Here is a 26,410-nt window from a genome sequence, read left to right on the forward strand (position 1 = left end):
GCCCCCTCCCGCCTCCGTCCCGGACCGCCGGCGGCCGCCTTGACCTGGCCAGGGACCGCGGTTACGTTGCCAGCCAATCGCGAACGGCACGACGGGGGCGCCATGGTCACCATGCAGGATGTGGCGGAGCGGGCCGGAGTCACCAAGCAGACGGTCTCCAACGTCATCTCGGGCCGGGTGACGGTGCGACCGGCCACCGAGGCGCGCGTGCGTGCGGCGATCGCCGAACTCGGCTACGTGCCCAACCTCGTGGCCCGCTCGCTCGCCACCGGCAGCACCCGGACCGTGGGCCTCTTCGTGCCGACCGTCTCCACCCCCTTCTACGCCGACGTGGTCGAGCAGGTCGAGGACGCCCTGGAAGAGCGCGGCTACCGCCTGCTGCTGTGCACCACCCGCCTCGACGGCGAGCGCGCCCGCCGCCACCTGGCCGGACTGACCAGCCGCTCGGTGGACGCCCTCCTCATCGCCGGCGACCAGGGCCTCACGGGACACCTCCCGCTCCTCGCCGGCGCCCGCTTCCCCGTCGTGCTGTGCGCCTGGGAGTCCGAACTCCCCACCGGCTTCCCCGTGGTGACCATCGACTACGAACACGGCGGCCATCTCGCCGGCCGCCATCTGCGGGCCCTCGGGCACGAGCGCGTCGCGGTCCTCGCCAGTCCCGCCCACGGTGCGCGTGTCGCGGGCTTCCGGCGCGCCTTCGCCGAGGACGGGATCACCGTGGCCGACGCCGCCGTCCGCCTCGCTCCGGAACCCACCTTCCGGAGCGGCTTCACCGCCGCCACCGAGGCCCTCCGGACGGCGCCCGGCACGACGGCCCTCTTCGCCACCCACGACCTGCTCGCGGCCGCCGCCGTCGAGGCCGCCCGGGCCCTGGGACGAGGCGTCCCCGACGGCCTCTCCGTGGTGGCCCACGACGAGACCCCCGCGGGCCTGCTGTCCCGCTCCCCGCTCACCGGAGTCGTGCTGCCCAAACGGGAGATGGCCCGCCAGGCGGTCGAGGTCGCCCTCCGCGCCGTCGCCGCCCCCGGCACGCCCGTCCCCCGGCCCCGGCTCCTGCGGCCCGAGCTGGTGATCGGCGGAAGCACGGCCCGGGCGGAGTGACCGGGCGGGCGATACCGGGCGTCGGGTGGTTCGGGTCCAGGTGGCGCGCCGAGCGGCCCGCCCGGACAGACCGCACGCCTCGGCCGCCGGGGTCGGCGGCCGGTGGCACCCACTCGTCCCCGCCCACGGCGTCGGCGTCGGCGTCGGCGCGGGCGTGGCGCGCCCGCGTGCACCGTACTGCTCCGACGCCTGCCCCGCGGCCTGCGGGACCGGGTCGTCCGGGTGGGCGGCCGCACCCCCACCGACACCGGACGCGCCCTCCTGGAGCCCCGGCTCGGCCACCTCTTCCGTGGCCGCACGGCCGCCCACGACCGCGGGCCCGTGGACCTCTTCGGCAGCCGGCGGGCGGGGGTGCCGTGTCGGAGGCCTGGCCGCCGCCGTGGCCGGGCTGCGGCGTGGTCAGGTCGCGGCGCTGCTCCTGAACCGTCCGCGTGCCGGCTCCAGGTGGGGGCACGGCCCACCCGGCTCGCCCTCACCGAGGCGGAGCCGGTCTCCTTCGGCGTACGGGCCCCGCGCGAGGAACCCGCCGACGAGGCTCCGGTGAGGGCGCTCGTGGCACCGACGCTCAGCTCGTCGTCGTACCGGAGCACGAGCTGCCGCTGCCCGGCCGGGTGAGTGCGCTGCTGCGGTACGCGGACCCGGGCACACCATCCCGGCGGCGCACCCGACCGGGAGGCGCCGCCGCGCCGACGGGCGACGCGCCCGGTCAGGGGCCGGCGGTGAGCAGGGCCGCGTCACGGCCCCGCCGAGGCGCCGCTGTCGCGACTCGTTCCGGGCACGTCAAGGGGTGCCCGGCGATGGTCAGCGCTGGTACGTCCCGACCAGGACTCCCGACGCCAGCTCCCTGCCCCTCAGGGCGGCGTGCACGTCCGCGGCGCCCGGGTGACCGTTCAGGGGCAGGGGCTCGGACAGGGCGTAGAGGCGGAAGAAGTAGCGGTGGGGGCCGTGTCCCGGCGGCGGCATCGGTCCGGCCCAGCCGACGCGCCCGAAACCGTTGGGCCAGGGCAGGCCGCCCTGGGGCTTCTGCCCCTCCACGGTCCCCCGGGTGCCCGGATCGATACCGGTCACCAGCCAGTGCACGAACGACGCCCCCGGCGCGTCCGGATCCTCGCAGAGGAGGACGAGTTCCGTGGCGTCGTCGGGCACGCCCGACCAGGTCAGCGGCGGGGAGACGTTCTCGCCCTCGCCGCTGTATTTCACCGGGATCACCGTGTGGTCGTCGAAGGCGCTGCTGGTGAGTGCGATTCGGCTCATGGGCGCCGCCCTACCCGGTCCGACGGGGCCGGCACCGGTCCGCCCGGCAATCCCTCCGTTCGGCCGAACCCGGCCGTGGCGGCCCGGCGGTGGGCCGAGGGGGCCCAGCTCCCGGCGGGAATCCTCCTGGAGGGCCGCCCCGGCTCCGGCGGGACGAGCGTCCTGCGCGGCCTGGCGGTGCTCCCGCCCGCCGGGCTCGTCGGCGTCGCCACCACCGATGCCCACGACGCCCCCGTCACGGCGCACTCGCGCGGCGCGGCGGCCCGAGGCCGACGTCGTCCCCGTCCCTCTCCCGGTCCCGTCCCGCCGGCGGCAGGGACGTCCTGCCCGGGAGACCGGCGGCACGTCTGAGTACGGCGCGGGTCCGAGGTGAGTAGCGCCGCTCAGGGCGGCGGTGCGGGCGGCGGCGAGCATGGAGGGCGTAACGTCGCCGACTTCGGGGAGAGATGACGTGCTCGGCAACATCGCCTCGGCTCTGGTTCCGGCCGTGGGCCGGCTCACCGTGAGCACGGACCCGCGCGCCCGGTTCGCCCCGGGCAGCATCGTGGTCGCCAACCACACCTCGCTCGCCGATCCGGCCGTCGTCCTCGCCGCTCTGCACCGCCTCGGCGTCGAGCCGGTCGTCGCGGCGACGGCGGGCCTGTGGCGCGTCCCGTGGCTGGGACGGGCGCTCGCCGCCGAGGGGCACATCCCGGTGCATCGCGGCACTGCCCACGCCGCAGACGCCCTCGACCTCGCCGCGGAGGCGCTGGCGGCCGGCCGCCTGGTGCTCATCTACGCCGAGGGCGGTCTGCCGCTGCGCAAGGACGCCGGCGAGGCGCCGCCCGGGCCGTTCCGCAGCGGCATCGCGCGCTTGGCGCGGCGCACCGGCGCGCCGGTGGTGCCGATCGGCCAGGCGGGGGCGCGACGCCTCGTGTCGGGCGGTACCGCGAAGCAACTGGCGGGACTGGTCACCGCGCCCCTGCGACGGCCCGGACTCCATGTGCACGTGGGGGCGCCGGTGCTGCTGAGCGGCGACGGCCCGGCGGGGACGGCCCAGGCGCACTCGGCCGTGACGGCGGCGTGGCGGGCCGCCGTCACGAGCCTCGGGGAGCCGGTCGCCGCGTAGGCCGCGAGCCCGGCACGGCACGGGAGACACGGGAGGCACGGCTGCCGGGTCAGTGGTCCAGCGGCTTGTGGGCGCTCTCCGGCAGCCGCAGGTACACCGCCGAGGAGAGCAGGCAGAGCGCCGCCACGTACCAGGGGAACAGCCCCGGCCGGCCCAGCTCCTTCAGGAGGGTGCCGACGTACGGCGCCGTGCCGCCGAAGAGCGCGACGGTGAGCGAGTACGGAAAGCCGATGCCCGCGGCCCGTACGCGTGCCGGGAAGATCTCCGCGTTCACGGCGGCGGAGATGGACGTGAAGCCGGTGAGCAGCACCATGCCGGCGCACTGGACGAGGACGAGCGAGCGGAACGAGCCGTCCAGCGCGTGCAGGAGCGGGACGACGAGCGCGGCGAAGCCGATTCCGAAGAAGAGCAGGGACGGCTTGCGGCCGAAGCGGTCGGAGAGCGCGCCGCCGATCGGCTGGAGGACGGCGAAGAACGCGAGCGAGACGGTCCCCGCGAGAAGCGCGTCCGCCTTCGTCATGCCGGTGTTGAGCTCGGCGTAGGTCGGGAGGTAGGAGGTCCAGGTGTAGTAGGCGAGCGTGCCGCCGGCCGTGATGCCGCAGATCAGGAGCGACGCCCGGGGGTGGTGCCGGAGCGCGTCGAACAGGCCGGGGCGGCGCTCCTCGGCGGGGTGTGCGGCGCGGGTCTCCTCGGCACCGCGTCGGATCCAGAACCCGGCGAGGCTCAGGACGGCGCCGAGAAGGAACGGGACGCGCCAGCCCCAGGCGTTCATGTCGTCCTCGGCGAGCTTCGCCACGAGCAGCGCGGCCACGCCGGACGCCGCGAGCTGGCCGATCGAGGTGGAGACGTACTGGAAGGAGGAGAACAGGCCACGGCGGCCGGGGCCGGCGGACTCCACCAGGAAGGTCGTCGAGGCCGCGAACTCCCCTCCCACCGACAGTCCCTGGAGCAGACGGGCGGTCACCAGGACGACGGGGGCGAGGACGCCGGCGGCGGCGTAGGTCGGGGTGACGCCGACGAGGAGGCTGCTGCCTCCCATCAGGAGGATGGTCGCCGTGAGCGCGGTGCGCCGGCCGCGCCGGTCGGCGATCGCGCCCATGAGCAGTCCGCCGACCGGGCGCATGAAGAACCCGACGGCGAAGACGGCGAAGGTGGACAGCAGCGGGACCAGGGAGTTGCCCGTGCCGGGTGGGAAGACCTCGCGGGCGAGGTGGGCGGCGAGGAAGGTGTACGCGTACCAGTCGTACCACTCGACGGCGTTGCCGACGGAGGCGGCGAGGAGCTGGCGTAAGGGATGGCGGGGCGGCAGGGAGGTGCCGCGGGTCGTGGGCGGGGCGGTGGTCTCCGGCGTCTCGGTCATGATCACGCCCTGCCCGCCCGCGGTGCCACCTACGCCCCGGGAGCACCGTGCGACGCAACGCGCACCGCCCACCGGTCGACCCCCGCGTCGCCGCCACCGCACGCGCACCGCCCACCGGTCGACCCCCGCGTCGCCACCCCACCTCGCCCCCGCGGCGCCAACCCCGTCGCCGCCACCGCCCGGGCGCCGCCCACTCCGTGGTCTTCGCCGCCCGGGCCCCCTTACGCCGCCCGCACCTCGTCGCTAGCGCGGCGCCGCCAGCGACGCGGCGACCGCGGCCCCGGCGTGCAGGCGGGTGGTGGCGAAGACCGGCACCGGGCTGTGCTCCGGGGCGACGAGCAGCTCGATCTCGGTGCAGCCCAGGATGACGCCCTCCGCGCCTGCGGCCACCAGCCGGTCGATCACCTCGCGGTAGGCCGCGCGGGACTCCTCCCGTATGACGCCCCGGCAGAGTTCGTCGTAGATCACCCGGTGGACCAGGGCCCGGTCGTCCGCACCGGGCACGAGGACGTCGAGGCCGTGTGCGGCCAGCCGGTCGCGGTAGAAGTCCTGCTCCATGGTGAACGCGGTGCCGAGCAGGCCGACGCGGCCCAGTCCGGCCTCGCGGACGGCCGTCGCCGTGGCGTCGGCCAGGTGCAGCAGCGGGACGTCCACGGCCGCGGCCACCTGGTCGGCCACCTTGTGCATGGTGTTCGTGCAGATCAGCAGCAACTCCGCGCCGGCCGCCCGCAGTGCGCGGGCCGCGGCCGCGAGGACCTCCCCCGCCTCGTCCCAGCGACCGGCCGCCTGGAGCCGCTCGATCTCCGCGAAGTCGACCGAGTAGACGATGCACCTGGCCGAGCGCAGGCCGCCCAGCCGATCGCGGACCTCCTCGTTGAGGAGCCGGTAGTACACGGCGGTCGACTCCCAGCTCATGCCGCCGATCAATCCGATGATCTTCATGCGCCCCACTCTGCCACGCGCCCGCGCACCCCCCGGCGAGACGGCCGAGGTCAGTGCACCGCCGCCGGTCCGGACCGGGCCCGCGGCGGCGTCCCCTGACGCCACGGACGGTGCCCCGGGCCGGTCGGGTGGGTGCCCGTGACCGCCATGACGACCGAGTACAGGCTGGTCTCCGCGGCGATGAAGAGACGATTGCGCTTGGCGCCGCCCCAGGAGATGTTCGCCACGGTCTCCGGGACGTTCAGGCGTCCGATCAACGTGCCGTCGGGGTCGTAGCAGTGCACCCCGTCGTTCATCGCGGCCACCCACAGGCGTCCGTCGTCGTCGAAGCGGAGGTTGTCGAAGCGGGCCTCCGGGCGGGCGGAGGCGTCCGCGAAGACCTCGCCGTCGGAGAGCGTGCCGTCGTCCCGGACGTCGAAGACGCGCACGTGGCCGGCCCGGGTGTCGGAGACGTACAGCCGGCTCTCGTCCGCGGAGAACACCAGGCCGTTGGGCGCCTGGAAACCGTCGGCGACCAGGCGCACCTCTCCGGTGTCCGGGTCGATGCGGTAGACGTGGTTGGCCCCGATCTCACTCTCGGCGCGGTGGCCCTCGTAGTCGCTGGTGATGCCGAAGTCCGGGTCGGAGAACCAGATGGAGCCGTCCGACCTCACCGTCGCGTCGTTCGGGCTGTTCAGCCGCTTGCCCTGCCAGCGGTCGGCCAGGACCGTGATCGTGCCGTCGTGCTCGGTCCTCGTCACCCGCCGGTTGCCCTGCTCGCAGGTGACGAGCCGGCCCTCGCGGTCGAGGGTGTTGCCGTTGGTGTGACCGGCCGTGCGGCGGAAGACGCCGACGGCGCCCGTCTCCTCGTCCCAGCGCAGCATCCGGTCGTTGGGGATGTCGCTCCAGATCAGCTGCCGCCACGCCGGGAGGTAGACCGGGCCCTCCGCCCAGCGGCAGCCGGTGTGCAGCAGCTCCAGTCCCTCGTCGCCGTTCATGCAGCGGCCGGTGCGGAAGCGCTCGTCCAACATCTCGTACAGCGAGGGGCGTTCGGTGGGCATGGTCGTGGTCCTCCCCGTCGTGGTGCCGAATGAGATTCGGCTCGTTGGCGAGATTGGTTGATGAGGTACGGTCTTCGCAAGCACATGCCGAACGGAGAGTCGTGGATCACATCGACCGGGAACTGCTGACACAGCTTCAGCGGGACGCCGCCCAGCCCTACTCAGCCCTTGGACAGGCCGTGGGCCTGTCGGCGGGTGCGGCGCACGAGCGGGTCCGCAAGCTCCGGGAACGCGGAGTCATCCGGCGTACGACGGTGGAGGTGGATCCTGCGGCCGTGGGCGGCGGCGTCCTGGCGTACGTGATGGTCGACTCGACCGCCTGGATGGGCGACTCCGCGCGGGACTTCGCCGGCGTGCCCGAGATCCTGGAGGCGCATGTCATCGCCGGGAGCGCCTCGGTGCTCGTCAAGGTCAGGACGACGACCACCGAGCAGCTCCAGGACGTGCTGCGGCGGATCTACGCCATCGACGGGGTGAGCGGGACGCAGGCGACGGTCGTGCTGGAGACGTTCTTCGAACGCCCCGTCTCGCCGCACCCGGCCTGAGCCGCCCCCGGCGCCGAACCGGCGTGGGACCGCGCTCGCTGCTCAAGTGGGCCGAGCGGGGGGGGCGGTTCGCCCGGGAAAGGGATGGACTCGGTCACCCCTCGGGCGACCATGGGGGACTTGCCCGGAGGCGGCCGCACCGGTCACACCAGTTCCGACCGCGGGTCACGGCGGCCGTCGGTGTGCCGGGCCGCACCCTGGTGCACCGGGCCGCCGGGTGTGCGGGACCACCCCGTGGACCGGACCGGTGGTGAACCGGGCGGGAGTTGCACTGGGCGGCGCCGCGCCGCTGCGCTCGCCGCACGGCTGCGGCAGGAGGACGGTTCGACGCGCGTAAGGGCCGCGGTCGACGGCCCGGTGCGCGACGGCGACGGGTGCGGCGGGCGCCGCCGAGCTCAGGGGGTGCTGCGGACGGGGAAGCTGAAGGAGTGGCCCTGCTCCTTGAGCCAGGGGAGCACCTGCTCCAGGGCCGCGACCGTCTGGGCGCGGTCGCCGCCGCCGTCGTGGAAGAGGATCGTCGGTCCGTTGGACAGCTCGTTCTTGACGGTGTGCACGATCGAGGCCGTGCCCGGCCTCTCGAAGTCCTTGGTGTCCACGTTCCAGCCCAGCGGCCGCATGCCCGACGCGGCCGCGATCCGCCGGCTGTCGGGGGTGAAGGCGCCGCCCGGAGCCCGGTAGTACTCCACCTTCGCTCCCCCGGCCGCGTCCTCGATCATCTTCTTCGCCTCGAGGATCTGCTGCTTCTGGTAGGCGACGGACTTCTTGTCCATGGTGGTGTCGTGGGTGACCGTGTGGTCGCAGAGCCGGTGCCCCTCCGCGACGATCCGCCTGACGATCGCGGGGTTCTCCTGGGCCCGCGGGCCGACCATGCAGAAGACGGCCTTGACGTCGTTCTCCTTGAGGATGTCGAGCATCTTGGGCGTCCAGCGCGGGTCGGGGCCGTCGTCGATCGTGACGTTCACGGCCGATCCGCCCGCCTCGGCGGCGTGCGCGATGCTCTCCGGCATCTTCACCGGCGGCACCTGGGCCGGAGCCCCGTCCTGCGTCGCCGGCGTCCGCCCGTCCCCCGCCTGGGCGGTGGCCTCGGTGTCCGTCAGGGCGGCCGCTCCCCAGGCCGCCAGACTCAGTGCCACCGCCGAGGCCACCACAGCTATCTGCGCGGTGTACTTGCCCTTCAGCCCCATGGAATGCCCACTCCCCGTGTGTTCTTGACCGTCTCCCAGAGGTGAGGACGGATCACACGGCCGGAAGGTTTCACCCGAAGGCATCGAGGTCAAAAGAGTTGCCGCAGGGGGAGGGGCGCTCGGCCGGAACGTGTCCGACCAGGCGCCGCCCCGCCCGGCCGCCCCGCCCGGCCGGCCGGGCCGGCACGACGGCATGACGGCACGACGGACCTTCGACAACGTGAGGAACATCTCGCCCGCAGCGGGCTCGGCCACCCCGGCCCGCTCCTCGCCGCGGCCGGGAGCCGGATGCTCACCTGCTCGCTCGACGGCGGAGTGCGCGGACGAGCCTGGGGACGTCCGCGTCGCGCGCCGGCTCGACGAGGAGGCCGGCGCCAGGAGCCCGGGCCGCCGGCCGATCCGGCAGCGCGTGTCCCGCGCCCGGCACCTCCTGGAGCACCGGCCCCGCCGTGGACGAGAGCCCCGGACAGGTCGGCTTCGCGGACGACGCCGCACCGCCCGAAACCCGCCCACCACGACCGGTGTGACCCCTCTGGCCTACCGGCGCGCCGTCCGCCCTGCCACAACGCCGGCCCTCGCGACGGCGGGCCGAAAGGCACGGCTCGTGGACGCGGGAGGCAGCGACCGGCCACGTCATCGACCGTGCCGCCACCGCGCCTTCGGCCTCCGTCGCGGCCTCGCCGCCCGCGTCCCGTCGCGGCCGGGCCGGGGCGGTATTCCCCGTGCTGTCATCGGAAAGCCGATGGCAGACATCGGATTCCTCATTGGTCAGGTCCGTGCGGGACGTCCTAGGTTCGAGGACATCGCCGCACCGACGGTCCGCGTCCGACGCGTCAGCGCTCGTGGAGCGACGGAGCGCGCGACTCGACCGCCCCGGCCCGGAGCGGCCCGCCCCTCCCTGGAGAGACCCATGTCGAAGATCCTTTTCGTGATGACCGGCGCCGACCACTGGACCCTCGCCGACGGCACCGAGCACCCCACCGGCTTCTGGGCGGAGGAGGCCGCCGCCCCGTACGAGGCGTTCACGGGCGCCGGCCACGAGGTCGTCGTCGCCACACCGGGCGGTGTCGTGCCGACCGTGGACCGGGGAAGTCTCGCCCCCGAGGTCAACGGCGGGCAGGAGGGCGCCGACCGGATCGCCAAGGTCCTGGACTCCTTCGCGGGGCTCGAGAACCCGATCCGCCTGGAGGACGTACGGCTCGACGACTACGCCGCCGTCTTCTACCCCGGCGGCCACGGCCCGATGGAGGACCTGGCGGTGGACGCGACCTCCGGTCGGCTGCTCGTCGACGCACTGGCCTCCGGCCGGCCGCTCGCCGTCGTCTGCCACGCCCCCGCGGCCCTCCTGGCGGCCGTGAAGGAGGACGGCACCAACGCCTTCGCCGGGTACCGGGTCGCCGCCTTCACCAACGCCGAGGAGACGCAGGCCGGTTTCGCCGACAAGGCCCGCTGGCTCCTGGAGACCCGCCTGCTGGAGGCCGGCGTGGACGTCCGGGCCGGCGAGCCGTGGGCCCCGAACGTGGTCGTCGACCGCAACCTGATCACCGGTCAGAACCCGGCCTCCTCCGCCCCGCTCGCGGCCGAGGTCCTCAAGAAGCTGGCCTGAACAACGAGGAGCGCCGGCCTCTTCGAGGAGGCCGGCACGGCCGGGGGCCGGAACAGCCGCGGGCCCGAACGACCGGGAGCCCGGGCGGGGCCGCAACGGCCGGGGCCGGGACCAGGCGGTGGGGCCGGGCGAGGCACCGCCCTCACGCCCGGCCGGAGTCGTTCGCAGACGGACCGCGGCCCGGCGGAGACGCGGCGGAGGGGCCCCGATCGGGCCTGCGGCCGGGAGCCCCGGGGCACGCCGGTCGGCTGCCGCCGGATCCGGCGCCAGCCGTCGCCACCCTGGATACCCGTCGACACCAGTCGACACCCGTCGACACCCGGCGCTCCCGGCGACACCGGCCACACGGAGGACTCCCGGCCGTGCCCGGGCGGCGCCCAGGCCCCGGCGTCGGCGCCCCCGGCCCCCGGCGGCACCCCCCGGCCCCCGGCGGCACCCCCCGGGCCCGGGCAGCGCCCCCGGCCCGGCCGGCGCCCGTCAGCGCCGGTGTGATCCCGTCCGCTCGCCCGCTGCGGTCACTCCCAGTCGTCCCACGGAGGCTCCTCCTCCGGGTCGAACGGGTCGAAGGGCGGTTCCTCGTCCGGCGCCGCCTGCCGTCGCGGGGGCGCGGCGGTCTCGGCCTGCGGGGTCGCAGGCGCCGGCACGGCGGGCGCGTCGGTGGCGGGAGCGGGAGCGGGGGCGCCTGCGGTGTGCTCGGCCAGGGCGGCGAGGACACCCTCGCCGTACTTGGTGAGCTTGGCCTCGCCGACCCCGCCGATCGTGCCCAGCTCGTCGACGGTGCCGGGGAGCCGGGTCGCGATCTCGCGCAGGGTGGCGTCGTGGAAGACGACGTACGCGGGGACGCCCTGCTCGCGCGCCGTCGCGGCCCGCCAGGCGCGGAGCGCCTCGAAGACCGGTACGGCGGCCGGCGGCAGGTCGACAGGGACGCGGGCGGCGCCCTTGCCGGACCGGGCACCGGAGCTCTTGCGGGAGGCGGCGGCCGGTGCCTTCTCCTTGCGCAGGGGGACGCTGCGGCGGCCGCCGAGGACCTCGCCGCTGCCGTCCGTCAGGACGAGCGTCCCGTAGTCTCCCTCGACCGCGAGCAGCCGCTGTGCGAGCAGCTGCCGTACGACGCCGCGCCACTCCGCCGTCGACAGGTCCTCCCCGACGCCGAACACCGAGAGGCTGTCGTGGTCGAACTGGATCACCTTGGCGGTCTTCTTGCCCTGCAGGATGTCGATGATCTGGCCGGCGCCGAACTTCTGGCGGCGCTCCTTCGCCAGCCGCCACACCGTGGACAGCAGCTTCTGCGCGGCGACCGTCCCGTCCCAGGACTCGGCGGGGGTCAGGCAGGTGTCGCAGTTGCCGCACGGCTCGGCCGTCTGGCCGAAGTACTCGAGCAGGCGCACGCGACGGCACTCGACCGTCTCGCACAGGGCGAGCATCGCGTCCAGGTGCGCCGCGAGGGAACGCCGGTGGGCCTCGTCGCCCTCCGAGCCGTCGATGAGCTTGCGCTGCTGGACCACGTCCTGGAGCCCGTACGCGAGCCAGGCCGTGGCCGGCTCGCCGTCCCGCCCGGCGCGGCCGGTCTCCTGGTAGTAGCCCTCGACCGACTTCGGCAGGTCGAGGTGCGCCACGAAGCGCACGTCGGGCTTGTCGATGCCCATGCCGAAGGCGATGGTCGCGACGACCACGACCCCGTCCTCGCGCAGGAAGCGCGCCTGGTTCGCCGCCCGCGAGGCCGCGTCCATGCCCGCGTGGTACGGCACGGCGTCGATCCCGTGCTCGACGAGGAAGGCGGCGGTCTTCTCGACCGACGAGCGCGAGAGGCAGTAGACGACGCCGGCATCGCCCTCGTGCTCCGTGCGGATCAGGTCGAGGAGCTGCTTGAGCGCGTTGACCTTGGGCGCGATGCGGTACTGGATGTTCGGCCGGTCGAAGCTGGCGACGAACTGCCGGGCCTCCTGGAGGGCGAGCCGCTGGGCGATCTCCGCCCGGGTGGCCTCGGTGGCGGTGGCGGTCAGCGCGATCCGCGGCACCTTGGGCCAGCGCTCGTGCAGCATCGAGAGGCCGAGGTAGTCGGGCCGGAAGTCGTGGCCCCACTGGGCGACACAGTGCGCCTCGTCGATCGCGAAGACCGACACGGTGCCGCGGTCGAGCAGCCGCTGCGTGCCCTCGGTGCGCAGCCGCTCGGGGGCCAGGTAGAGGACGTCGAGTTCGCCGGCGAGGAAGGCCTGCTCCACGGCCTGCCGCTCGTACGGGTCCTGGGTCGAATTGAGGAAGCCGGCCCGCACGCCGAGCGCGGTGAGCGCGTCGACCTGGTCCTGCATGAGGGCGATCAGCGGCGAGACCACGACGCCGGTGCCCTGTCTGACCAGCGCCGGGATCTGGTAGCACAGCGATTTGCCGCCGCCGGTCGGCATCAGCACGAGGGCGTCCCCGCCCGACACGACCTGCTCGATGATCGCTTCCTGCTCGCCGCGGAAGGAGTCGTAACCGAAGACGCGGCGGAGCACCTGCAGGGCGTCGGAGGTCTCGGAGGAGGCGTCGGTGAGGGTCATTCCAAAAGCCTAGCGGCCTGCACGGACACCCCCGCCCGCCCGCCGGAAACCTGTGGATGACGCGGGCGGAGTTCCCGGCCGGCCCCCGCGGCCGCTCCCGCTAGGCTTCGCCCAGCACGCGGAGGGCGACGGGCGGGGCAGGGGGACGCATGACGGCGGAAGCTGGGCCGGTACGGACGTGGGGGTCGACCCTCGCGTCGGTCGTGGTGTACGCGCAGGGCGCGCTCTGCCGCCGGGTGGCGCGGGGCACCCTGCCGCCCGGCGGACGGCTCCGGGTGACCGGACTGCCCCGCTCGCTGGACCCGGGGTCCCTCCGGGCCCGTGTGGTGGGCGACGCACCCGGCGTCCGCGTCACCGAGGCGCGGGTGGAGACGCGGGCCGAGCCGCTGGGCGGCGAGTCCCCCGACGAGCTGCGCCGCGAGGTGGACCGGCTGCGTGACGCGTACGCGGCGGCCGAGGCCCGCCGGGACCGGCAGGCGACCCTGATCAGGGAGACCGAGGGCATCTCCCCGGTGCCGCCGCCCCGTCGGCGCGAGGAGCCGCACCGCCGCACCCCGGTGGACGCGTGGCTGGACCTCGTCGCCTTCGTCGACGAGCGGCTCGCCGTGCTGCACGCCCGTCTCGCCGAGTTGGAGGAGGCGCTGCGCGAGATCGGGCACGAGCTCGACCTCGCCGCCGACCGGCTGGCCCGGGCCTCCACCGACGCGGCACGGGACTCCGTGCGGACGACGGTCTCGGCGGTCCTGACCCTCGACGTCCCCGACGGCCCGGCCGACGGCCTCGGCACCGGCGAGGTGGAGCTGGAGCTGGAGTACGGGGTCCCGGGCGCCGTCTGGGTGCCCACCTACCGCCTGGACCACCGTCAGGGCGACGGCACCGGGCGCCTGGTGCTGCGCGCGTCCGTCGCCCAGCGCACCGGCGAGGACTGGAACGGGGTGCGCCTCGCCCTGGCCACCGCCGACCTGCGGCGCCGGACGGACCTGCCCAAGCTCCGTTCGATGCGGATCGGGCGCCGCCAGCCGGTCGCCGCGCCGTCCGGCTGGCGCGAACCCCCGGCGGGCCTCGCCGACCTCTTCACCGGGTACGACGCCGCGGGGCCCCGGCCGGCCGCGCCGAGCGGGGTCCTCGCCGGCGGTCCCCCGGCCGTTCCTCTTCCCGCGGGCCCGCCCCCTCCCCCTCCCCCGGTGACGATGGTCCCGGCGATGGCGCCTCCCGCCTTCGGCGCACCGCCGCCCCCGCCCCCCGCGCCCGGCGGCGGGTACGGGGGGTCCGCGGAGGCCTACGGTTCGCCGGCCGGCGGTCCGCCCGGCGCGGTGAGCCGGTCCGCGGCGGCCGCTGCCCCCAGGGCACCGGCCGCGCCCGGCGCGGCCCCGCCCCCGCAGGCCCGCGCGGCGGTGCCCGCGCCGGCCGCCGCCCCCGCACCCGTGGCGCCTCCCCCGCCGGGCCCGCCGCAGCCCAGTGGTGCCGAGCTCGACTACGCCGGGCTGGTGCTGAGCGGCCCCGACGAGCCGGGCGGCCGCCGCGGCAGGCTGTTTCCCGAGGCCTCCGCCGATCCGGTGGCGACGGAGCACCGCCGCCTGGCCGGGACGGTGGCGTCGCTGCCGCTGCCCGGGCACGCCGTGCGGCCGCGGGAGTCGGCGGGGTCCTTCGACCACCGTTTCGACGCCGCCGCCCCCGCCGACATCCCGTCCGACGGCACCTGGCACACGGTCACGGTGGCCGAGCTGCGGGTCGGTCTGCGCACGGAGTACCTGTCGGTGCCGTCCGTCGAGCCGGCCGTGTACGCGACGCTGGTGGTCTCCAACACCACCGACCAGGCGCTGCTCGCCGGGCCGGTGGAGGTCACGGTCGACGACGACTTCCTGCTGACCGCCGCACTGCCGACGCTCGCCCCCGGCGGGGTCCGGCGGGTGGGGCTGGGACAGGCGGAGGGCATCCGGGTCACCCGGCGCACGCACCTGTACGAGTCGACGGCCGGGCTGCGCAACCACATCGCCGTCCTGGACCACCGCGTCCACGTGGAGCTGGCGAACCGGCTCGCCCGGCCGGTCACCGTCGAGGTCCGCGAGCGGGTGCCCGTCACCTCGGAGCCGGACGTCCGGATCGAGGAGCGGGCCGACTGGGTGACGCCCGAGGACGGCACGGGGCCCGAGCAGCCCGTCCCGGGCACACGCGTCTGGCGGGTGGAACTGCCCGCCGGCGGCAGCACCGCCCTCGACGGCGGCTACGAGATCCGTATCCCGGCCGGCAAGGCCCTGACCGGCGGCAACCGCAGGAGCTGACGACCCCATGTCCACGGATTCCCAGCCGATCGCCCTTCCCGTCACGGCCGTCACCTGTCTGGAGGACCGCGCCCACGTCGAGCGCCGCACCGTGCTCGACCTGGTGGCCGGTGTCCAGCGGCTGCGCCTGGGTCCGGTCGCCGCCCCGGCCGTCGACCGCACCCTGCACGCCGAGCTCGCCGCCGGTCACCCGGCGAGCGTCCTCGACGTGCGGATCGTGCGGGCCTGGACCCCGCGCGGGCCGCGCCCGTCGGCCGGCGACTCGGCGCTCCTCCGGCGCGTCCACGCGCTCGGGGAGGAGCGGTCCGTCCTGGAGCGGCGGCGCGACCGGCTGCGGACCCGTCTCGACCTGCTCGGCCGGCTCGCCGCCGACCTCCTGCGGGAGATCGGCGAGGGCACCGGTCACGGGGAGAGCGAGGCGCCGCGCTGGTCGGCCGAGCTGGCACGGGTCGACGCGGAGCGCGACGGGCACGGAGAGGAGCTGCGTGCCGCGGAGGCCCGTCTGACGTCGCTCGCGGCCGAGCTCGGCGAGGTCGAGCGGGCCGGGGGGCTGGCCGAGACGGAGCCCGCCGAGCTGCTCGCGTACGTGGACCTGACCGTCGAGAGCGAGGTCGCGGGGCCCGTCGGGCTGCGGCTGAGCCACCTCACGCCCTGCGCGCTGTGGCGGCCTGCCTACCGGGCCGTCCTGGAGGGGGACTCCCTGACGCTGGAGACCGACGCCGTGGTGTGGCAGCGCACCGGCGAGGACTGGTCGGACGTACGGCTGACGCTGTCGACCGCCCGGTCCGCCCTCGCGACCGATCCGCCACGGCTCACCGAGGACCGGCTGACGCTGACGGACCGCTCCGCGGCGGAGCGCCGTACGGTCGACGTCGAGCTGCGCGAGGAGGAGATCGGGGACCTCGGCCCCGCCCCGGTGCTCGGGCTGCCGGGCGTGGACGACGGCGGGGAGGTGCGGGTCCTGAGCTCCCCCGCGCCGGTCTCCGTGCGCGCGGACGGTCGCGCGCACCGGGTGCCCGTCTCGTCCTTCACGACCGCCGTGACCCGTGAGTACGCCTGTGCCCCCGAGCTGTCGCCGCTGGTCACCCAGGTGGTGCGGGGCGCCAACCGGTCCGGCCACGCGCTGCTCGCGGGGCCCGTCGACCTGGTCCGCGGGAGCGGCTTCACCGGTCGCGGCACGCTCGACTTCACCGCCCCCGGCGCGCCCCTCGAGCTCGCTTTCGGCAGTGGTGACGACCACCGGGTGGTCCGGCGGACCGAGGAGTCCCGCGAGACCACGGGCCTCACCCAGCGCACCGTGGTCACCCGGACGGTCCGGCTGCACCTGTCGCGGTTCGCCGCGCCGGGCGAGCGGGGCGACCGGGTGGTCGTGGTGCGGGAGCGGATCCCGGTCTCCGAGGTCTCCGCCGTGGAGGTTCGCGTACGCGACGAAGCCTGCTCCCCGGCCCCGGACGCCGTCGACGCGGAGGGCATCGCCCACTGGGCCGTGCCCCTCCCGCCCGGCGGCCGCCGCACGCTCACCCTGGTCTACGAACTCTCGGCGACGGCGAAGGTCAGCGGCCTGTAGCCCCCTGCCGTCGCTTCCCGCGCGGTCCGGCCCCGCCGCCGGACCGCGCCCGGGCCCGACGGCGCCCCGCTGACCGGCCGGTACCGGGCCGGGCGGGCCGAGCCGGTCCTGCGGCGGGGACCGCTACACCCGAACAGCGGCCCGAACAGGGCCCGTCTTCGGCCGGCGCAGGGCGCGTGCCGGCCCGGACATCCGCAGGCGTACCGCCGGCTCACCACCTCAGCACTGCCCGAGCAGGACTCCACCGGACCGCGAACGGGGCCACGGTGAAGCCCGGACCCTTACTTGCAAGCGAGGGTTAACCCTTGCCGCAACACACTTCACTTGCATTTATCCAGCGCATGCAATTATTGTTCTCGCTCGTAAGGCTTCTGCGCAAACACACCTCGGAAGGGTTCGTCCCATGCCTCTCGCGCTCCTGGCCCTGGCCATCGGGGCCTTCGGAATCGGCACCACCGAGTTCGTCATCATGGGCGTCCTGCCCCAGGTCGCCGGTGACTTCGGGGTCTCGATCCCCACCGCCGGCTGGCTGGTGACCGGCTACGCCCTGGGCGTCGTCCTCGGCGCGCCGCTCCTGACCGTGCTCGGGACGAAGGTGTCCCGCAAGAAGATGCTCATGTTCCTCATGGGCCTGTTCATCGTCGGCAACGCGCTCTCCGCGTTCGCGCCGAGCTTCGGCCTGATGCTCGCCGGCCGGGTCGTCGCCTCCCTCGCCCACGGCGCGTTCTTCGGCATCGGGTCCGTCGTCGCCGCCGACCTCGTGGCGCCGGAGAAGAAGGCCTCCGCGATCTCCCTGATGTTCATGGGCCTCACCGTCGCCAACATCGTCGGCGTCCCCGGCGGCACGTACGTCGGCCAGGCGATCGGCTGGCGCGTCACGTTCCTGCTCGTCGCCGCGCTCGGCGTCCTCGGCCTCCTCGGCGTGGCGCGCCTCGTGCCCGGGACGGGACGGCCGCCGGCCGCGAACGTCCGCGCCGAGTTCGCCGCCTTCCGGAACGTACAGGTCTGGCTGGCCATGGCGATGACCGTCCTCGGCTACGGCGGCGTCTTCGCGGCCGTCACCTACATCACGCCGATGATGACCGAGGTCGCCGGCTACACCGAGGGCGCCGTCACCTGGCTGCTCGTCCTCTTCGGCGTCGGCATGTTCCTGGGCAACCTGCTGGGCGGGAAGTTCGCCGACCGGGCCCTGATGCCCATGCTCTTCGTCGCGCTGGGCTCCCTCTCCGCCGCCCTGTTCCTGTTCACCGCGACGGCCCACGACAAGGTCCTCGCGGCGGTCACGCTGACCCTCGTCGGCGCACTCGGCTTCGCGACCGTCCCGCCGCTGCAGAAGTGGGTCCTCGACCAGGCCTCCGCCGCGCCGACGCTCGCCTCCGCCGCCAACATCGGCGCCTTCAACCTCGGCAACGCCCTGGCCGCCTGGCTCGGCGGCGTGGTCATCGCCAGAGGTCTCGGCTACACCTCCCCCAACTGGGTCGGCGGCCTCCTCGCCGCGTCCGCCCTGCTGCTGGCCTTCCTCGCCGCGTTCCTCGACCGGCGCACCCGCCGCTCCCGGATCGTCGCCGGCTCCGCGGAGTCCGTGACCGCGGCGACCGTCCCGGACGCCCGGCAGGTCCCCGCCGGCCTCGGCCGCTGACCGTCCCCCGCACGCCCCGCCCGCACTCCCGCACCACAGATCCAAGGAACGTCATGACCCCCTCCGTCCCCACCGTCACCCTCAACAACGGCGCGGAGATGCCCCGCCTCGGCTTCGGCGTCTTCCAGGTGCCGGACGAGGAGACGACCGCCGCCGTCGCCGCCGCGCTGGAGGCCGGCTACCGCTCGATCGACACCGCGGCGGTCTACGGCAACGAGGCCGGCGTCGGCAAGGCGCTCGCGGACTCGGGCCTCGCGCGTGACGAACTGTTCGTCACCACGAAGCTCTGGAACGCCGACCAGGGCCACGACACCACCCTCAGGGCCTTCGACGCGAGCCTCGCCAAGCTCGGCCTCGACCACGTGGACCTCTACCTCGTCCACTGGCCGGCCCCGGCCCGCGACCTCTACCTCGACAGCTGGAAGGCCATCGAGCAGCTCGTCGCCGAGGGCCGCGTACGCACGGCGGGCGTCTCCAACTTCCGCCCCGCGCACCTGAACCGGCTCCTGGACCACAGCGACCTCGTCCCGGCCGTCAACCAGATCGAGCTCCACCCCGGACTGCAGCAGCGCGAGCTCCGCGAGCTGCACGCCCGCCACTCGATCGTCACCGAGGCCTGGAGCCCGCTCGCCCAGGGCGCGGTCCTGAGGGAGCCGGCGCTGCGGGAGATCGCCGCCCGGTACGGCCGGAGCACCGCCCAGGTCGTGCTGCGCTGGCACCTCCAGCTCGGCAACGTCGTGATCCCCAAGTCCGTCACCCCGGCGCGCATCCGCGAGAACATCGACGTGTTCGACTTCGCCCTCTCCGCGGACGAGATGACGGCCGTCGCCACGCTCGACCGGGGGCTGCGCACCGGCCCCGACCCGGACACCCTGAACTGAGAACGGAACGACGGAGCTCCCGCACCCGGCCGAGGCGGCCGGGTGCGGGAGCACGTCCACGCGCGTCCGCGGGCGTCAGTAGGCGCCGAAGACGTTGTCGATGGAGCCGTAGCGGTCGGCCGCGTAGTTGCAGGCCGCCGCGATGTTGGCGACCGGGTCGTACGGGTCGTTGGCCGTGCCCTCGACGTGGTAGGCCTGGAAGGTCGGGTCGATCACCTGCAGCAGACCCTTGGAGGGGGTGCCGGCGACGGCGTTGGAGTCCCAGTTGTTGATGGCCAGCGGGTTGCCCGACGACTCGCGCATGATGTTGCGGTGAATGCCGTCGTAGCTGCCGGGGATGCCCTTCGCGGCCATGATGTCGAGCGCCTCACGGATCCATCCGTCGAGGTTGTCCGGGTACGAGGTCGCCTTCGCCGGGGCCACGGCCTGTACCACGGCACCCGCGCTCGCGGCGCTCGCCGTCGCCGGGGTCCGGGCCGCCGCGGGCTTCACGCCCGACAGGGCCGCGCCCCGCGCGTCGACGGTCAGCCGCATGCCGGGGCGGATGAGGGCCGGGTCGGCACCGACGGCGGTCCGGTTGTCCTGGTAGACCTTCTTCCAGCCGCCCTTTACCGCGTACTTCCGGGCGATCTTGGAAAGGGAGTCACCCGCGACGACCGAATACCGCACGGTTCCGGGAGCCTTCGTCACCTGCGCGACACGGGCCGTCGCCTTTTCGACTGCGACGGTGTGTACCGCCTGCGGAGTGACCGCCCCGGCGGTCGTCGCGCCGGCCAGCGGCAGGGCCAGGGCGGCGCTGCCGGTGATGCCGACGGCGGCGATGCCACGGGTGAGCGGGAACTTCTTGGAACGGCGGTGCTTGGCGTGTCCACGCATGGCGGGGTCCTCTCCTCCGCCTGCGAGGTGAGCTGTCGGGTTCGGGCAGGAGATGCCCGGCCGTGCCTGAGGCACGGCTTCACCCCGAGCCGCTCCCGGAGTCCGGGGGCGGCGGAGAACCTGGGTCCCCCGCTCCTGCCTGAAGTGGTCGTGTATGCGGTACCCGGGCGGTGGCAGGATTCGGCGTTTCCGTCCGGTTGCCGGGTGACCGTAAGCGAATTCTTCCGGCGAAAACAAGACGGGAATTCATCAAAGCAAATGGATCATTCGGGGAAAGGGAAAGGATCATTCCCCCTCTTTCACCATCACCGCGCCAACGACTCCCCCGGGACTCGGATCTGACGTCACGACAGGATTCTCCCGGCTGGAAAGGCCGTGACCCACATCACGCACTCCCGCCTTTGCGCGCTTCGGGCACAGAAAAGCTCCAATGCCGGAATTCCTTGAGCATTCCGGCATTGGAGCTCAATAGCGGGACATCTACCTCTTTGTCCGAATGGGTACGTTACGGGTCACCGGGCCGGCTCGCGGCCCGGCTCCTCGTCCTGCTGCAGTGCCGCCTCCCCCTCGGTGTCGAGGTGCGGGAGGATGCGGTCCAGCCAGCGCGGGGTCCACCAGGCACGGGCGCCCAGCAGGGTCATCACGGCGGGGACGAGCAGCAGCCGGACGATGGTGGCGTCGATGAGGACGCTGACCGCGAGGCCCAGGCCGAGCATCTTGATCACGATGTTGTCGGACACGATGAAGGCGGCGAAGACGCTCACCATGATCAGCGCGGCGCAGGTGATGACCCTCGCGGTGATCTCCAGGGCATGGGCGACGCTCGCCTCGGCGTCGCCGGTGCGCAGCCACGCCTCGCGCACCCGGGACAGCAGGAAGATCTCGTAGTCCATGCTCAGGCCGAAGACGATGGCGAACATCATCATCGGCACATAGCTCTCGATGGGCACCTTGCCGGAGACACCGAGGGAGGGGCCGCCCCAGCCCCACTGGAACACGGCCACGACGACGCCGTAGGACGCGGCGATCGACAGCACGTTGAGGACGGCGGCCTTGACCGCCACGAGGAGCCCGCGGAACACGGTCAGGATGACCAGGAAGGCGAGCGCGACCACCACCGCGATGATGAGCGGCAGCCGGCTGGAGACGATGTCGAGGAAGTCGACCTGGGCGGCCGTGGTGCCGGTGACGTAGGTCTTCGCGTCCGTACCGGCCACCGCCTGCGGCAGCACGTCGTCCACCAGGTGGTTGGTGAGCTCGGTGGTCTTCTCGTCCTGCGGCGAGGCGACCGAGTAGGCGGTGCCGATCAGGACGTCACCGTCGGGGGTGGGCTTCAGCGCGGTGACCGTGGCCGCGTCGGGCACGTTGGCGAGCGCCTGCTGGAGCTTGCTCGCGAGCGCCGAGCGATCGGAGGCCGGGACCGAGGTCTGGTCCACCACGACGGTCAGCGGCCCGTTGGCGCCCGGACCGAAGGCCGTGGAGATCAGGTCGTAGGCGCGCCGGTCGGTGAACGACTTGGGGTCGGCGCCGTCGCCGATGTGCCCGAGCTGGATGAAGAACACCGGGAAGGCCAGGATCACCAGGGCCACCACGCCGCCGACCAGGAAGTACCAGGGCCGCCGCTCCACCCGCTGGGCGTAGCGGTGCCAGGTGCCGTGCGCGGCTTCGCCCGGTTCGGCGTCGGTCTCCGCGACCGGCTTGCGCACGTGGTAACGGTCGATGCGGCGGCCGACGAGTCCGAGCATGGCCGGGACGAGGGTGAGCGCGGCGATGACCGCGGTGACGACCGTGAAGGCGGCCGCCAGGCCCAGTTTCCCGATGAAGGTGACACCGGAGACCCAGAGGCCGGACAGGGCGATGATCACGGTGCAGCCGGAGACGAGCACCGCCCGGCCGCTGGTCGTCGTCGCCAGCCCCGCGGCGTCGGCGGGATGATGCCCGTTCATGACGTTCTGGCGGTGACGGGTGATCAGGAACAGCGCGTAGTCGATGCCGACGCCCAGGCCGATCATGGTGGCCAGGGTCGGCGAGACCGTGCCGAAGGTGAAGGCCGCCGCCGTCAGACCGAGCAGCGCGAGTCCGCAGATCGCGCCGATGAGAGCGGTGACCAGCGGCATGACTGCGGCGATGATGCTGCCGAAGCCGATCAGGAGCACGACGATCGCGACGGCGAAGCCGATCGCCTCGCTGGTGCGGTCGTCGGCCGTCGGCCGGGCCAGTTCGCCGAGGGAACCCCCGTACTCGACCGTGACACCGGCGTCGCGCAGCGGCTGGACGGCCGTGTCGACGCCGTCGAGATAGCCCGTCCCCAGGGTGGAGGGCGGGACGCTGAAGCGGATGGTGATGTAGGCGGTCTTGCCGTCCGTGGACAGCGGGCCCGTGTTGGGCGTGCCGGGGGGCGGGGTCGGCGGCGGCGTGCCCGGTGGCGGCAGCGGGTTCTGCACGTTGATCACGTCGGGCAGCTTCTGCAGCGACGCGACGGTGGAGTTCACCGTGGAGGCGTCCTGGGTCAGCGGCTCGGAGGGGTTGTTGAGGACGATCTGGGCGCCGTATCCGCCGGCGGCGGGGTCGTGTGCCTGCAGGACGTCGAGCCCGTCGGTGGACTGCACACCGGGGAGCGAGAAGTTGTCCGAGTACTCGCCGCCGAACGCGCGGTCGGCGATCTGCAGTCCGGCCACGGCCGCCAGCCACAGGGCGATGACGATGACGAAGTGCCGGGCGCACCAGCGCCCCAACCGGAAGAGTGAGCCCTTCTGCACCGCGGGGCTGACCGTGGCCTGACGCCCTGATGATCCGCTGCCCTGGGCCGGGCTTGCTGCATTCATGGCACCGCCGAGTCCGGATAGGAGATCCCCGAGCGGAAGTACTGCTCCGACGATGTGCGGATGTGCCGGTCCTGGAGTCAATTGTTCGCCTTCCCCCTGTCGGCGGCATCTCGGCACCCGGAGACGGGCCCCGACCGGCCCCGGGGCCGGGGGCGCACCGCACCCGGCCCACGGCGGGGGCCCGCGCGGACCGGTCGCGACGAGGCCCGCCCGGCGCCGCGGCATCCCGCAAGCGCCCGGCGGGCCGTCGCGCAGGACGGGACGCCCTCCGATGTCGCCATCCCACCGCGTCGCCGATAGTGGAAGCATGAAGCGCTATCCGCTCATCGCCGATCACGGCCTGGTGGGGGATCTGCAGACCGCCGCCCTCGTCTCCGACGAGGGCGTGGTCGACTGGTTCGCGGCGCCCCGCTTCGACTCGCCGGGCATCTTCGCGGCGCTGCTCGACCACGACAAGGGCGGCTACTTCCGGCTCTCGGTCGACGGCCCCGACGTGACGGTCAAGCAGCTCTACTACCCCGACACGGCGCTGCTGGTGACCCGCTTCCTGTCGGCCGACGGCGTGGGCGAGTTGATCGACTGGATGCCTCCCGACCGGACCGGACGGCCCACCGACGAGCACGCCATCCTGCGGGTGATGCGGTGCACCCGCGGGAGCGTCACCTTCGCCCTGGAGTGCCGGCCCCGGTTCGGCTTCGGCAGCAATCCGCACGAGACGCACGTCGACGGGAGCACGGCGACGTTCCGGGCCCCGGGGATCACCGCCTTCCTCCAGACGAACGTCCCGCTGGAGCAGGACGGTCCGTTCGACGTCCGCGGCCGCCTCACCCTGACCGAGGGCAGCATGGCCGGCGCCTCGTTCACCGTGGCGGGCCCGGACGCGCCCGTTCCGCCGCTGCCGGACGAGCAGGGCGTGGAGGCGGCACTGTGGGAGGCCGTCGACTTCTGGCAGACGTGGGTGCGCACCACGCGCTACCGGGGCCGCTGGCCCGACATGGTGCACCGCTCGGCCATCACACTGAAGCTCCTCACCTACCTTCCCACCGGTGCCCCCATCGCCGCGGCCACCCTCGGACTTCCCGAGTTCGTCGGCGGCGAGCGCAACTGGGACTACCGCTACACGTGGATCCGGGACGGCTCGCTCGCCGTGCGGGCGCTGCTGGACCTCGGTTTCGTCGAGGAGGCCGCCGCGTTCACCGGCTGGCTGACCGACCGCGTCACGGAACGGTCCGGCGCGCCCGGTTCCGGCGCCCGCCCGCTGCAGATCATGTACCGGGTGGACGGGGACCCGTGGCTCCCCGAGGAGATCCTGGAGGACTTCGAGGGCTACCGGGGCTCGGCGCCCGTGCGGGTGGGCAACGGCGCGGCGGACCAGCTGCAGCTCGACATCTACGGGGAGGCCATGTACGCCCTCGCGCTCGGCCGCGGCCTCGATCCGCAGCCCACGTACCACGGCTGGAAGGCCGTGTCCGGCCTGCTCGACTGGCTGGCGACGTCCTGGGACAGCCCCGACGAGGGGATCTGGGAGACCCGGGGCGGGCAACAGGACTTCACCTTCAGCCGGGTGATGTCCTGGGTGGCCTTCGACCGGGGGCTGCGGCTCGCCGAGGAGTTCGGCCGGCCCGCCGCCCTGGACACCTGGCGCGCCGCGCGCGACGAGATCTTCGGGCAGATCATGCACCGCGGCTGGAGCGAGCGGCGCCAGGCCCTGGTGCAGAGCTTCGGCGGCGAGGTCCTCGACGCCTCCCTGCTCCTGATCCCCCGTGCGGGGCTGCTGAACCCGACCGACCCGGCGTGGCTGAGCACCCTCGACGCGATCGAACGCGGCCTGGTCCGGGACAGTCTGGTGCACCGTTACGACCCGGGCGCCTCCCCCGACGGCCTGCGGGGCTCGGAGGGCACGTTCAGCCTGTGCACCTTCCTGTACGTGGACGCGCTGGCCCGCGCCGGACGGGTGCGCCCGGCGCGGTTCACCTTCGAGAAGATGCTCACGTACGCCAACCACGTGGGTCTGTTCGCGGAGGAGATCGGCCCGCGCGGCGAGCAACTGGGCAACTTCCCTCAGGCGTTCACCCATCTCTCGCTCATCATGGCGGCGACCACCCTGGACGAGGTCCTGGACCGCGCGAGCTCCGGGTAGGCCCCTCCGGCCGGGGCACGGGCCCGGGGACCCGCGTCCCGCAGGCCGGAACCGGAGGCCGGAAACCGACGGGGCGCCGGGGAGTGTTCACTTCCTGTTCCGTTCACGGGCCAGGCACCGTGCCATCGCACGTCACACCCCGCTTGAACGCTGCGTGCGGATGTGTCCGTGACATGAAGGAGCTTGCAGTGTCCCACCCCCGCACGTGGCGTTCCGGTGTCCTCGCCGCGGCCGTCGTTCCGGTGCTCGCCGTGCTGCTGCCCGGCCAGGCGGCGCAGGCCGCGCCGCTCGGTGCCCTGCCGGAGGTCACCGCCCGTGCCGAGACGGCCGCCCTGTACGACGACGAGGAGGGTGGCAACGCCGACGCCGACGATCCGGCGATCTGGCGCAACGCCGCCGACCCGGGCCGCAGCCTGGTCGTCGCCACCGCCAAGGAGGGCGGCCTGCGGGTCTACGACCTGGACGCCCGCGAGGTGCAGACGGTGCCCGCCCCGCCGGGTCCCGGCGCGGACGACGCCCCCGGCCGGTTCAACAACGTCGATCTGGTGCACGGGCTGCGGCTGTCGACCGGCCGGGCCGACCTCGCCGTGACCACCGACCGCGGCAACGACCGGCTGCGCTTCTACCGGATCGACCGTTCGCGTCCCGGCGGCCCGCTGACCGACGTGACCGCGCCCTCCGTCGCGCCCGTCTTCTCCGCCGACCAGGCGGAGGTCAACGAGCAGCGCACCGCGTACGGGCTCGCCACCTGGACCGACCGGACCAGCGGGCGGTCGTACGCGCTCGTCAGCCGGCGCGAGACGACCCGCGTCGCGCTCCTGGAGATCCTGCCGGCGCCGTCCGGCACCGTCACCTACCGCACGGTCCGCACGCTCGACCTGCCGTCCGCCTTCCGGCTCCCGAACGGGGCGTCGTGGTCCCCGTGCGCCGAGCCCGGCGAACTGCCGCAGGTCGAGGGCATGGTGGTGGACCCCGCGAACGGCACGCTGTACGCCGGTCAGGAGGACGTCGGCATCTGGCGCCTGCGCGCCGACCTCACGGGTACCCCGGTCCTCGTCGACAAGGTCCGCGAGTACGGTGTGCCCGCCACGTACGACGAGGAGACCGAGGAGTGCGCCCCGGGCGCCGACCCCGGCTTCGGCGGTCGCCGGATCAGCGCCGACGTGGAGGGCCTGACCCTGGTCACGGAGCGCGACGGCGACGGCTACCTGCTCGCCTCCAGCCAGGGCGACGACACCTTCGCCGCCTACGACCGCGAGATCGGCGACCACAACGCCTACGAAGGCGGCTTCCGCGTCACGGCCGCCGGCCCGGTGCTCGACGGCTCCGAGGAGTGCGACGGCGCCGCGGCCCTGAACGCCCCGCTGGGCGACCGGTACCCGAACGGTCTGCTCGTCGTGCAGGACGGCCACGCCGGTCCCGAGGACGGCGAGCGCGACGCGACCGGTTTCAAGTTCCTGGACCTCGGCGACGTGCTCGACGCCCTCGACGACTGACCCCCGGCGCACCGCGCGGCAGGA

General features: G+C 74.1%; 18 protein-coding genes and 1 riboswitch. Of the genes, 10 read left to right on the plus strand and 8 right to left on the minus strand.

What is annotated here, in order from left to right:
- Positions 1–102 precede the first annotated feature (102 nt).
- The gene (locus tag ACGF1Z_RS02530; protein WP_392999062.1) at positions 103–1,101 is read left to right on the plus strand and encodes a LacI family DNA-binding transcriptional regulator; all 999 of its coding nucleotides are present in this window, start codon (positions 103–105) and stop codon (positions 1,099–1,101) included.
- Positions 1,102–1,902: 801 nt separating this feature from the next.
- Here the strand turns inward: ACGF1Z_RS02530 and ACGF1Z_RS02535 are convergent.
- Positions 1,903–2,355, minus strand: a complete 453-nt coding sequence (locus ACGF1Z_RS02535; protein WP_392999064.1) for a YbhB/YbcL family Raf kinase inhibitor-like protein — start codon at positions 2,353–2,355, stop codon at positions 1,903–1,905.
- A 412-nt stretch (positions 2,356–2,767) separates the two neighbouring features.
- Between ACGF1Z_RS02535 and ACGF1Z_RS02540 the strand changes: the two genes are divergently transcribed.
- Positions 2,768–3,463 (plus strand): lysophospholipid acyltransferase family protein, encoded by a 696-nt coding sequence (locus ACGF1Z_RS02540; RefSeq protein WP_392999066.1) that lies wholly within the window; start codon positions 2,768–2,770, stop codon positions 3,461–3,463.
- A gap of 49 nt (positions 3,464–3,512) precedes the next feature.
- Here ACGF1Z_RS02540 and ACGF1Z_RS02545 read toward each other — a convergent pair whose 3' ends face one another.
- From ACGF1Z_RS02545 to ACGF1Z_RS02555, 3 genes are all read right to left on the minus strand, one after another.
- Entirely contained in the window at positions 3,513–4,823 is a 1,311-nt protein-coding gene (locus ACGF1Z_RS02545) for an MFS transporter (RefSeq protein WP_392999068.1), read from the minus strand.
- A gap of 243 nt (positions 4,824–5,066) precedes the next feature.
- The gene (locus ACGF1Z_RS02550) at positions 5,067–5,765 is read right to left on the minus strand and encodes an aspartate/glutamate racemase family protein (RefSeq protein ID WP_392999070.1); all 699 of its coding nucleotides are present in this window, start codon (positions 5,763–5,765) and stop codon (positions 5,067–5,069) included.
- 50 nt (positions 5,766–5,815) lie between these two features.
- The gene (locus tag ACGF1Z_RS02555) at positions 5,816–6,805 is read right to left on the minus strand and encodes an SMP-30/gluconolactonase/LRE family protein (RefSeq protein ID WP_392999072.1); all 990 of its coding nucleotides are present in this window, start codon (positions 6,803–6,805) and stop codon (positions 5,816–5,818) included.
- A 101-nt stretch (positions 6,806–6,906) separates the two neighbouring features.
- Between ACGF1Z_RS02555 and ACGF1Z_RS02560 the strand changes: the two genes are divergently transcribed.
- Positions 6,907–7,350, plus strand: coding sequence for an Lrp/AsnC family transcriptional regulator (locus tag ACGF1Z_RS02560; RefSeq protein ID WP_392999074.1), 444 nt, complete (start codon positions 6,907–6,909; stop codon positions 7,348–7,350).
- 395 nt (positions 7,351–7,745) lie between these two features.
- Here ACGF1Z_RS02560 and ACGF1Z_RS02565 read toward each other — a convergent pair whose 3' ends face one another.
- Positions 7,746–8,534: a polysaccharide deacetylase family protein gene (locus tag ACGF1Z_RS02565; RefSeq protein ID WP_392999076.1), complete on the minus strand. Its 789-nt coding sequence runs from the start codon at positions 8,532–8,534 to the stop codon at positions 7,746–7,748.
- A gap of 910 nt (positions 8,535–9,444) precedes the next feature.
- Here ACGF1Z_RS02565 and ACGF1Z_RS02570 point away from each other — a divergent pair.
- Positions 9,445–10,140: a type 1 glutamine amidotransferase domain-containing protein gene (locus ACGF1Z_RS02570; RefSeq protein WP_392999078.1), complete on the plus strand. Its 696-nt coding sequence runs from the start codon at positions 9,445–9,447 to the stop codon at positions 10,138–10,140.
- A gap of 515 nt (positions 10,141–10,655) precedes the next feature.
- Here ACGF1Z_RS02570 and recQ read toward each other — a convergent pair.
- Positions 10,656–12,680, minus strand: a complete 2,025-nt coding sequence (gene recQ, locus ACGF1Z_RS02575; protein WP_392999080.1) for a DNA helicase RecQ — start codon at positions 12,678–12,680, stop codon at positions 10,656–10,658.
- Positions 12,681–12,829: 149 nt separating this feature from the next.
- Between recQ and ACGF1Z_RS02580 the strand changes: the two genes are divergently transcribed.
- The 4 genes from ACGF1Z_RS02580 to ACGF1Z_RS02595 all read left to right on the plus strand — a co-directional run bounded on the left by ACGF1Z_RS02580 (position 12,830) and on the right by ACGF1Z_RS02595 (position 19,049).
- Positions 12,830–14,962, plus strand: coding sequence for a DUF4139 domain-containing protein (locus ACGF1Z_RS02580; RefSeq protein ID WP_392999082.1), 2,133 nt, complete (start codon positions 12,830–12,832; stop codon positions 14,960–14,962).
- Positions 14,963–14,969: 7 nt separating this feature from the next.
- Entirely contained in the window at positions 14,970–16,529 is a 1,560-nt protein-coding gene (locus ACGF1Z_RS02585) for a DUF4139 domain-containing protein (RefSeq protein WP_392999084.1), read from the plus strand.
- A 403-nt stretch (positions 16,530–16,932) separates the two neighbouring features.
- The gene (locus ACGF1Z_RS02590) at positions 16,933–18,168 is read left to right on the plus strand and encodes an MFS transporter (protein WP_392999086.1); all 1,236 of its coding nucleotides are present in this window, start codon (positions 16,933–16,935) and stop codon (positions 18,166–18,168) included.
- A 53-nt stretch (positions 18,169–18,221) separates the two neighbouring features.
- Entirely contained in the window at positions 18,222–19,049 is an 828-nt protein-coding gene (locus tag ACGF1Z_RS02595; protein WP_392999088.1) for an aldo/keto reductase, read from the plus strand.
- Between the two features lie 75 nt (positions 19,050–19,124).
- On the opposite strand, the gene ACGF1Z_RS02600 is transcribed toward ACGF1Z_RS02595, so the two are convergent.
- Entirely contained in the window at positions 19,125–19,925 is an 801-nt protein-coding gene (locus tag ACGF1Z_RS02600) for a transglycosylase SLT domain-containing protein (RefSeq protein WP_392999090.1), read from the minus strand.
- Between the two features lie 4 nt (positions 19,926–19,929).
- A riboswitch (cyclic di-AMP (ydaO/yuaA leader) is annotated at positions 19,930–20,086 on the minus strand.
- A gap of 351 nt (positions 20,087–20,437) precedes the next feature.
- Positions 20,438–22,750 (minus strand): MMPL family transporter, encoded by a 2,313-nt coding sequence (locus tag ACGF1Z_RS02605; protein WP_392999092.1) that lies wholly within the window; start codon positions 22,748–22,750, stop codon positions 20,438–20,440.
- A 307-nt stretch (positions 22,751–23,057) separates the two neighbouring features.
- Between ACGF1Z_RS02605 and ACGF1Z_RS02610 the strand changes: the two genes are divergently transcribed.
- Together ACGF1Z_RS02610 and ACGF1Z_RS02615 are read left to right on the plus strand one after the other, a co-directional pair.
- Positions 23,058–24,890 (plus strand): glycoside hydrolase family 15 protein, encoded by a 1,833-nt coding sequence (locus ACGF1Z_RS02610; RefSeq protein ID WP_392999094.1) that lies wholly within the window; start codon positions 23,058–23,060, stop codon positions 24,888–24,890.
- A gap of 173 nt (positions 24,891–25,063) precedes the next feature.
- A complete protein-coding gene (locus ACGF1Z_RS02615; protein ID WP_392999096.1) occupies positions 25,064–26,386 on the plus strand; it encodes a phytase in 1,323 nt (440 codons plus the stop codon).
- Positions 26,387–26,410: the final 24 nt, after the last annotated feature.

It is taken from the genome of Streptomyces sp. NPDC048018 (assembly GCF_043202995.1).
Taxonomy (GTDB): Bacteria; Actinomycetota; Actinomycetes; order Streptomycetales; family Streptomycetaceae; genus Streptomyces.

Excerpts from the sequence above, each read along its gene's own strand:
- ACGF1Z_RS02595 (WP_392999088.1), top strand. The coding sequence starts at position 18,222 with ATGACCCCCTCCGTCCCCACCGTCACCCTCAACAACGGCGCGGAGATG.
- ACGF1Z_RS02540 (WP_392999066.1), top strand. The coding sequence starts at position 2,768 with ATGGAGGGCGTAACGTCGCCGACTTCGGGGAGAGATGACGTGCTCGGC.
- ACGF1Z_RS02605 (WP_392999092.1), bottom strand. The coding sequence starts at position 22,750 with ATGAATGCAGCAAGCCCGGCCCAGGGCAGCGGATCATCAGGGCGTCAG.
- ACGF1Z_RS02615 (WP_392999096.1), top strand. The coding sequence starts at position 25,064 with ATGAAGGAGCTTGCAGTGTCCCACCCCCGCACGTGGCGTTCCGGTGTC.
- ACGF1Z_RS02555 (WP_392999072.1), bottom strand. The coding sequence starts at position 6,805 with ATGCCCACCGAACGCCCCTCGCTGTACGAGATGTTGGACGAGCGCTTC.
- ACGF1Z_RS02570 (WP_392999078.1), top strand. The coding sequence starts at position 9,445 with ATGTCGAAGATCCTTTTCGTGATGACCGGCGCCGACCACTGGACCCTC.
- ACGF1Z_RS02580 (WP_392999082.1), top strand. The coding sequence starts at position 12,830 with ATGACGGCGGAAGCTGGGCCGGTACGGACGTGGGGGTCGACCCTCGCG.
- ACGF1Z_RS02535 (WP_392999064.1), bottom strand. The coding sequence starts at position 2,355 with ATGAGCCGAATCGCACTCACCAGCAGCGCCTTCGACGACCACACGGTG.
- ACGF1Z_RS02585 (WP_392999084.1), top strand. The coding sequence starts at position 14,970 with ATGTCCACGGATTCCCAGCCGATCGCCCTTCCCGTCACGGCCGTCACC.
- ACGF1Z_RS02545 (WP_392999068.1), bottom strand. The coding sequence starts at position 4,823 with ATGACCGAGACGCCGGAGACCACCGCCCCGCCCACGACCCGCGGCACC.
- ACGF1Z_RS02610 (WP_392999094.1), top strand. The coding sequence starts at position 23,058 with ATGAAGCGCTATCCGCTCATCGCCGATCACGGCCTGGTGGGGGATCTG.
- ACGF1Z_RS02550 (WP_392999070.1), bottom strand. The coding sequence starts at position 5,765 with ATGAAGATCATCGGATTGATCGGCGGCATGAGCTGGGAGTCGACCGCC.
- ACGF1Z_RS02590 (WP_392999086.1), top strand. The coding sequence starts at position 16,933 with ATGCCTCTCGCGCTCCTGGCCCTGGCCATCGGGGCCTTCGGAATCGGC.
- ACGF1Z_RS02530 (WP_392999062.1), top strand. The coding sequence starts at position 103 with ATGGTCACCATGCAGGATGTGGCGGAGCGGGCCGGAGTCACCAAGCAG.
- ACGF1Z_RS02565 (WP_392999076.1), bottom strand. The coding sequence starts at position 8,534 with ATGGGGCTGAAGGGCAAGTACACCGCGCAGATAGCTGTGGTGGCCTCG.
- recQ (WP_392999080.1), bottom strand. The coding sequence starts at position 12,680 with ATGACCCTCACCGACGCCTCCTCCGAGACCTCCGACGCCCTGCAGGTG.
- ACGF1Z_RS02600 (WP_392999090.1), bottom strand. The coding sequence starts at position 19,925 with ATGCGTGGACACGCCAAGCACCGCCGTTCCAAGAAGTTCCCGCTCACC.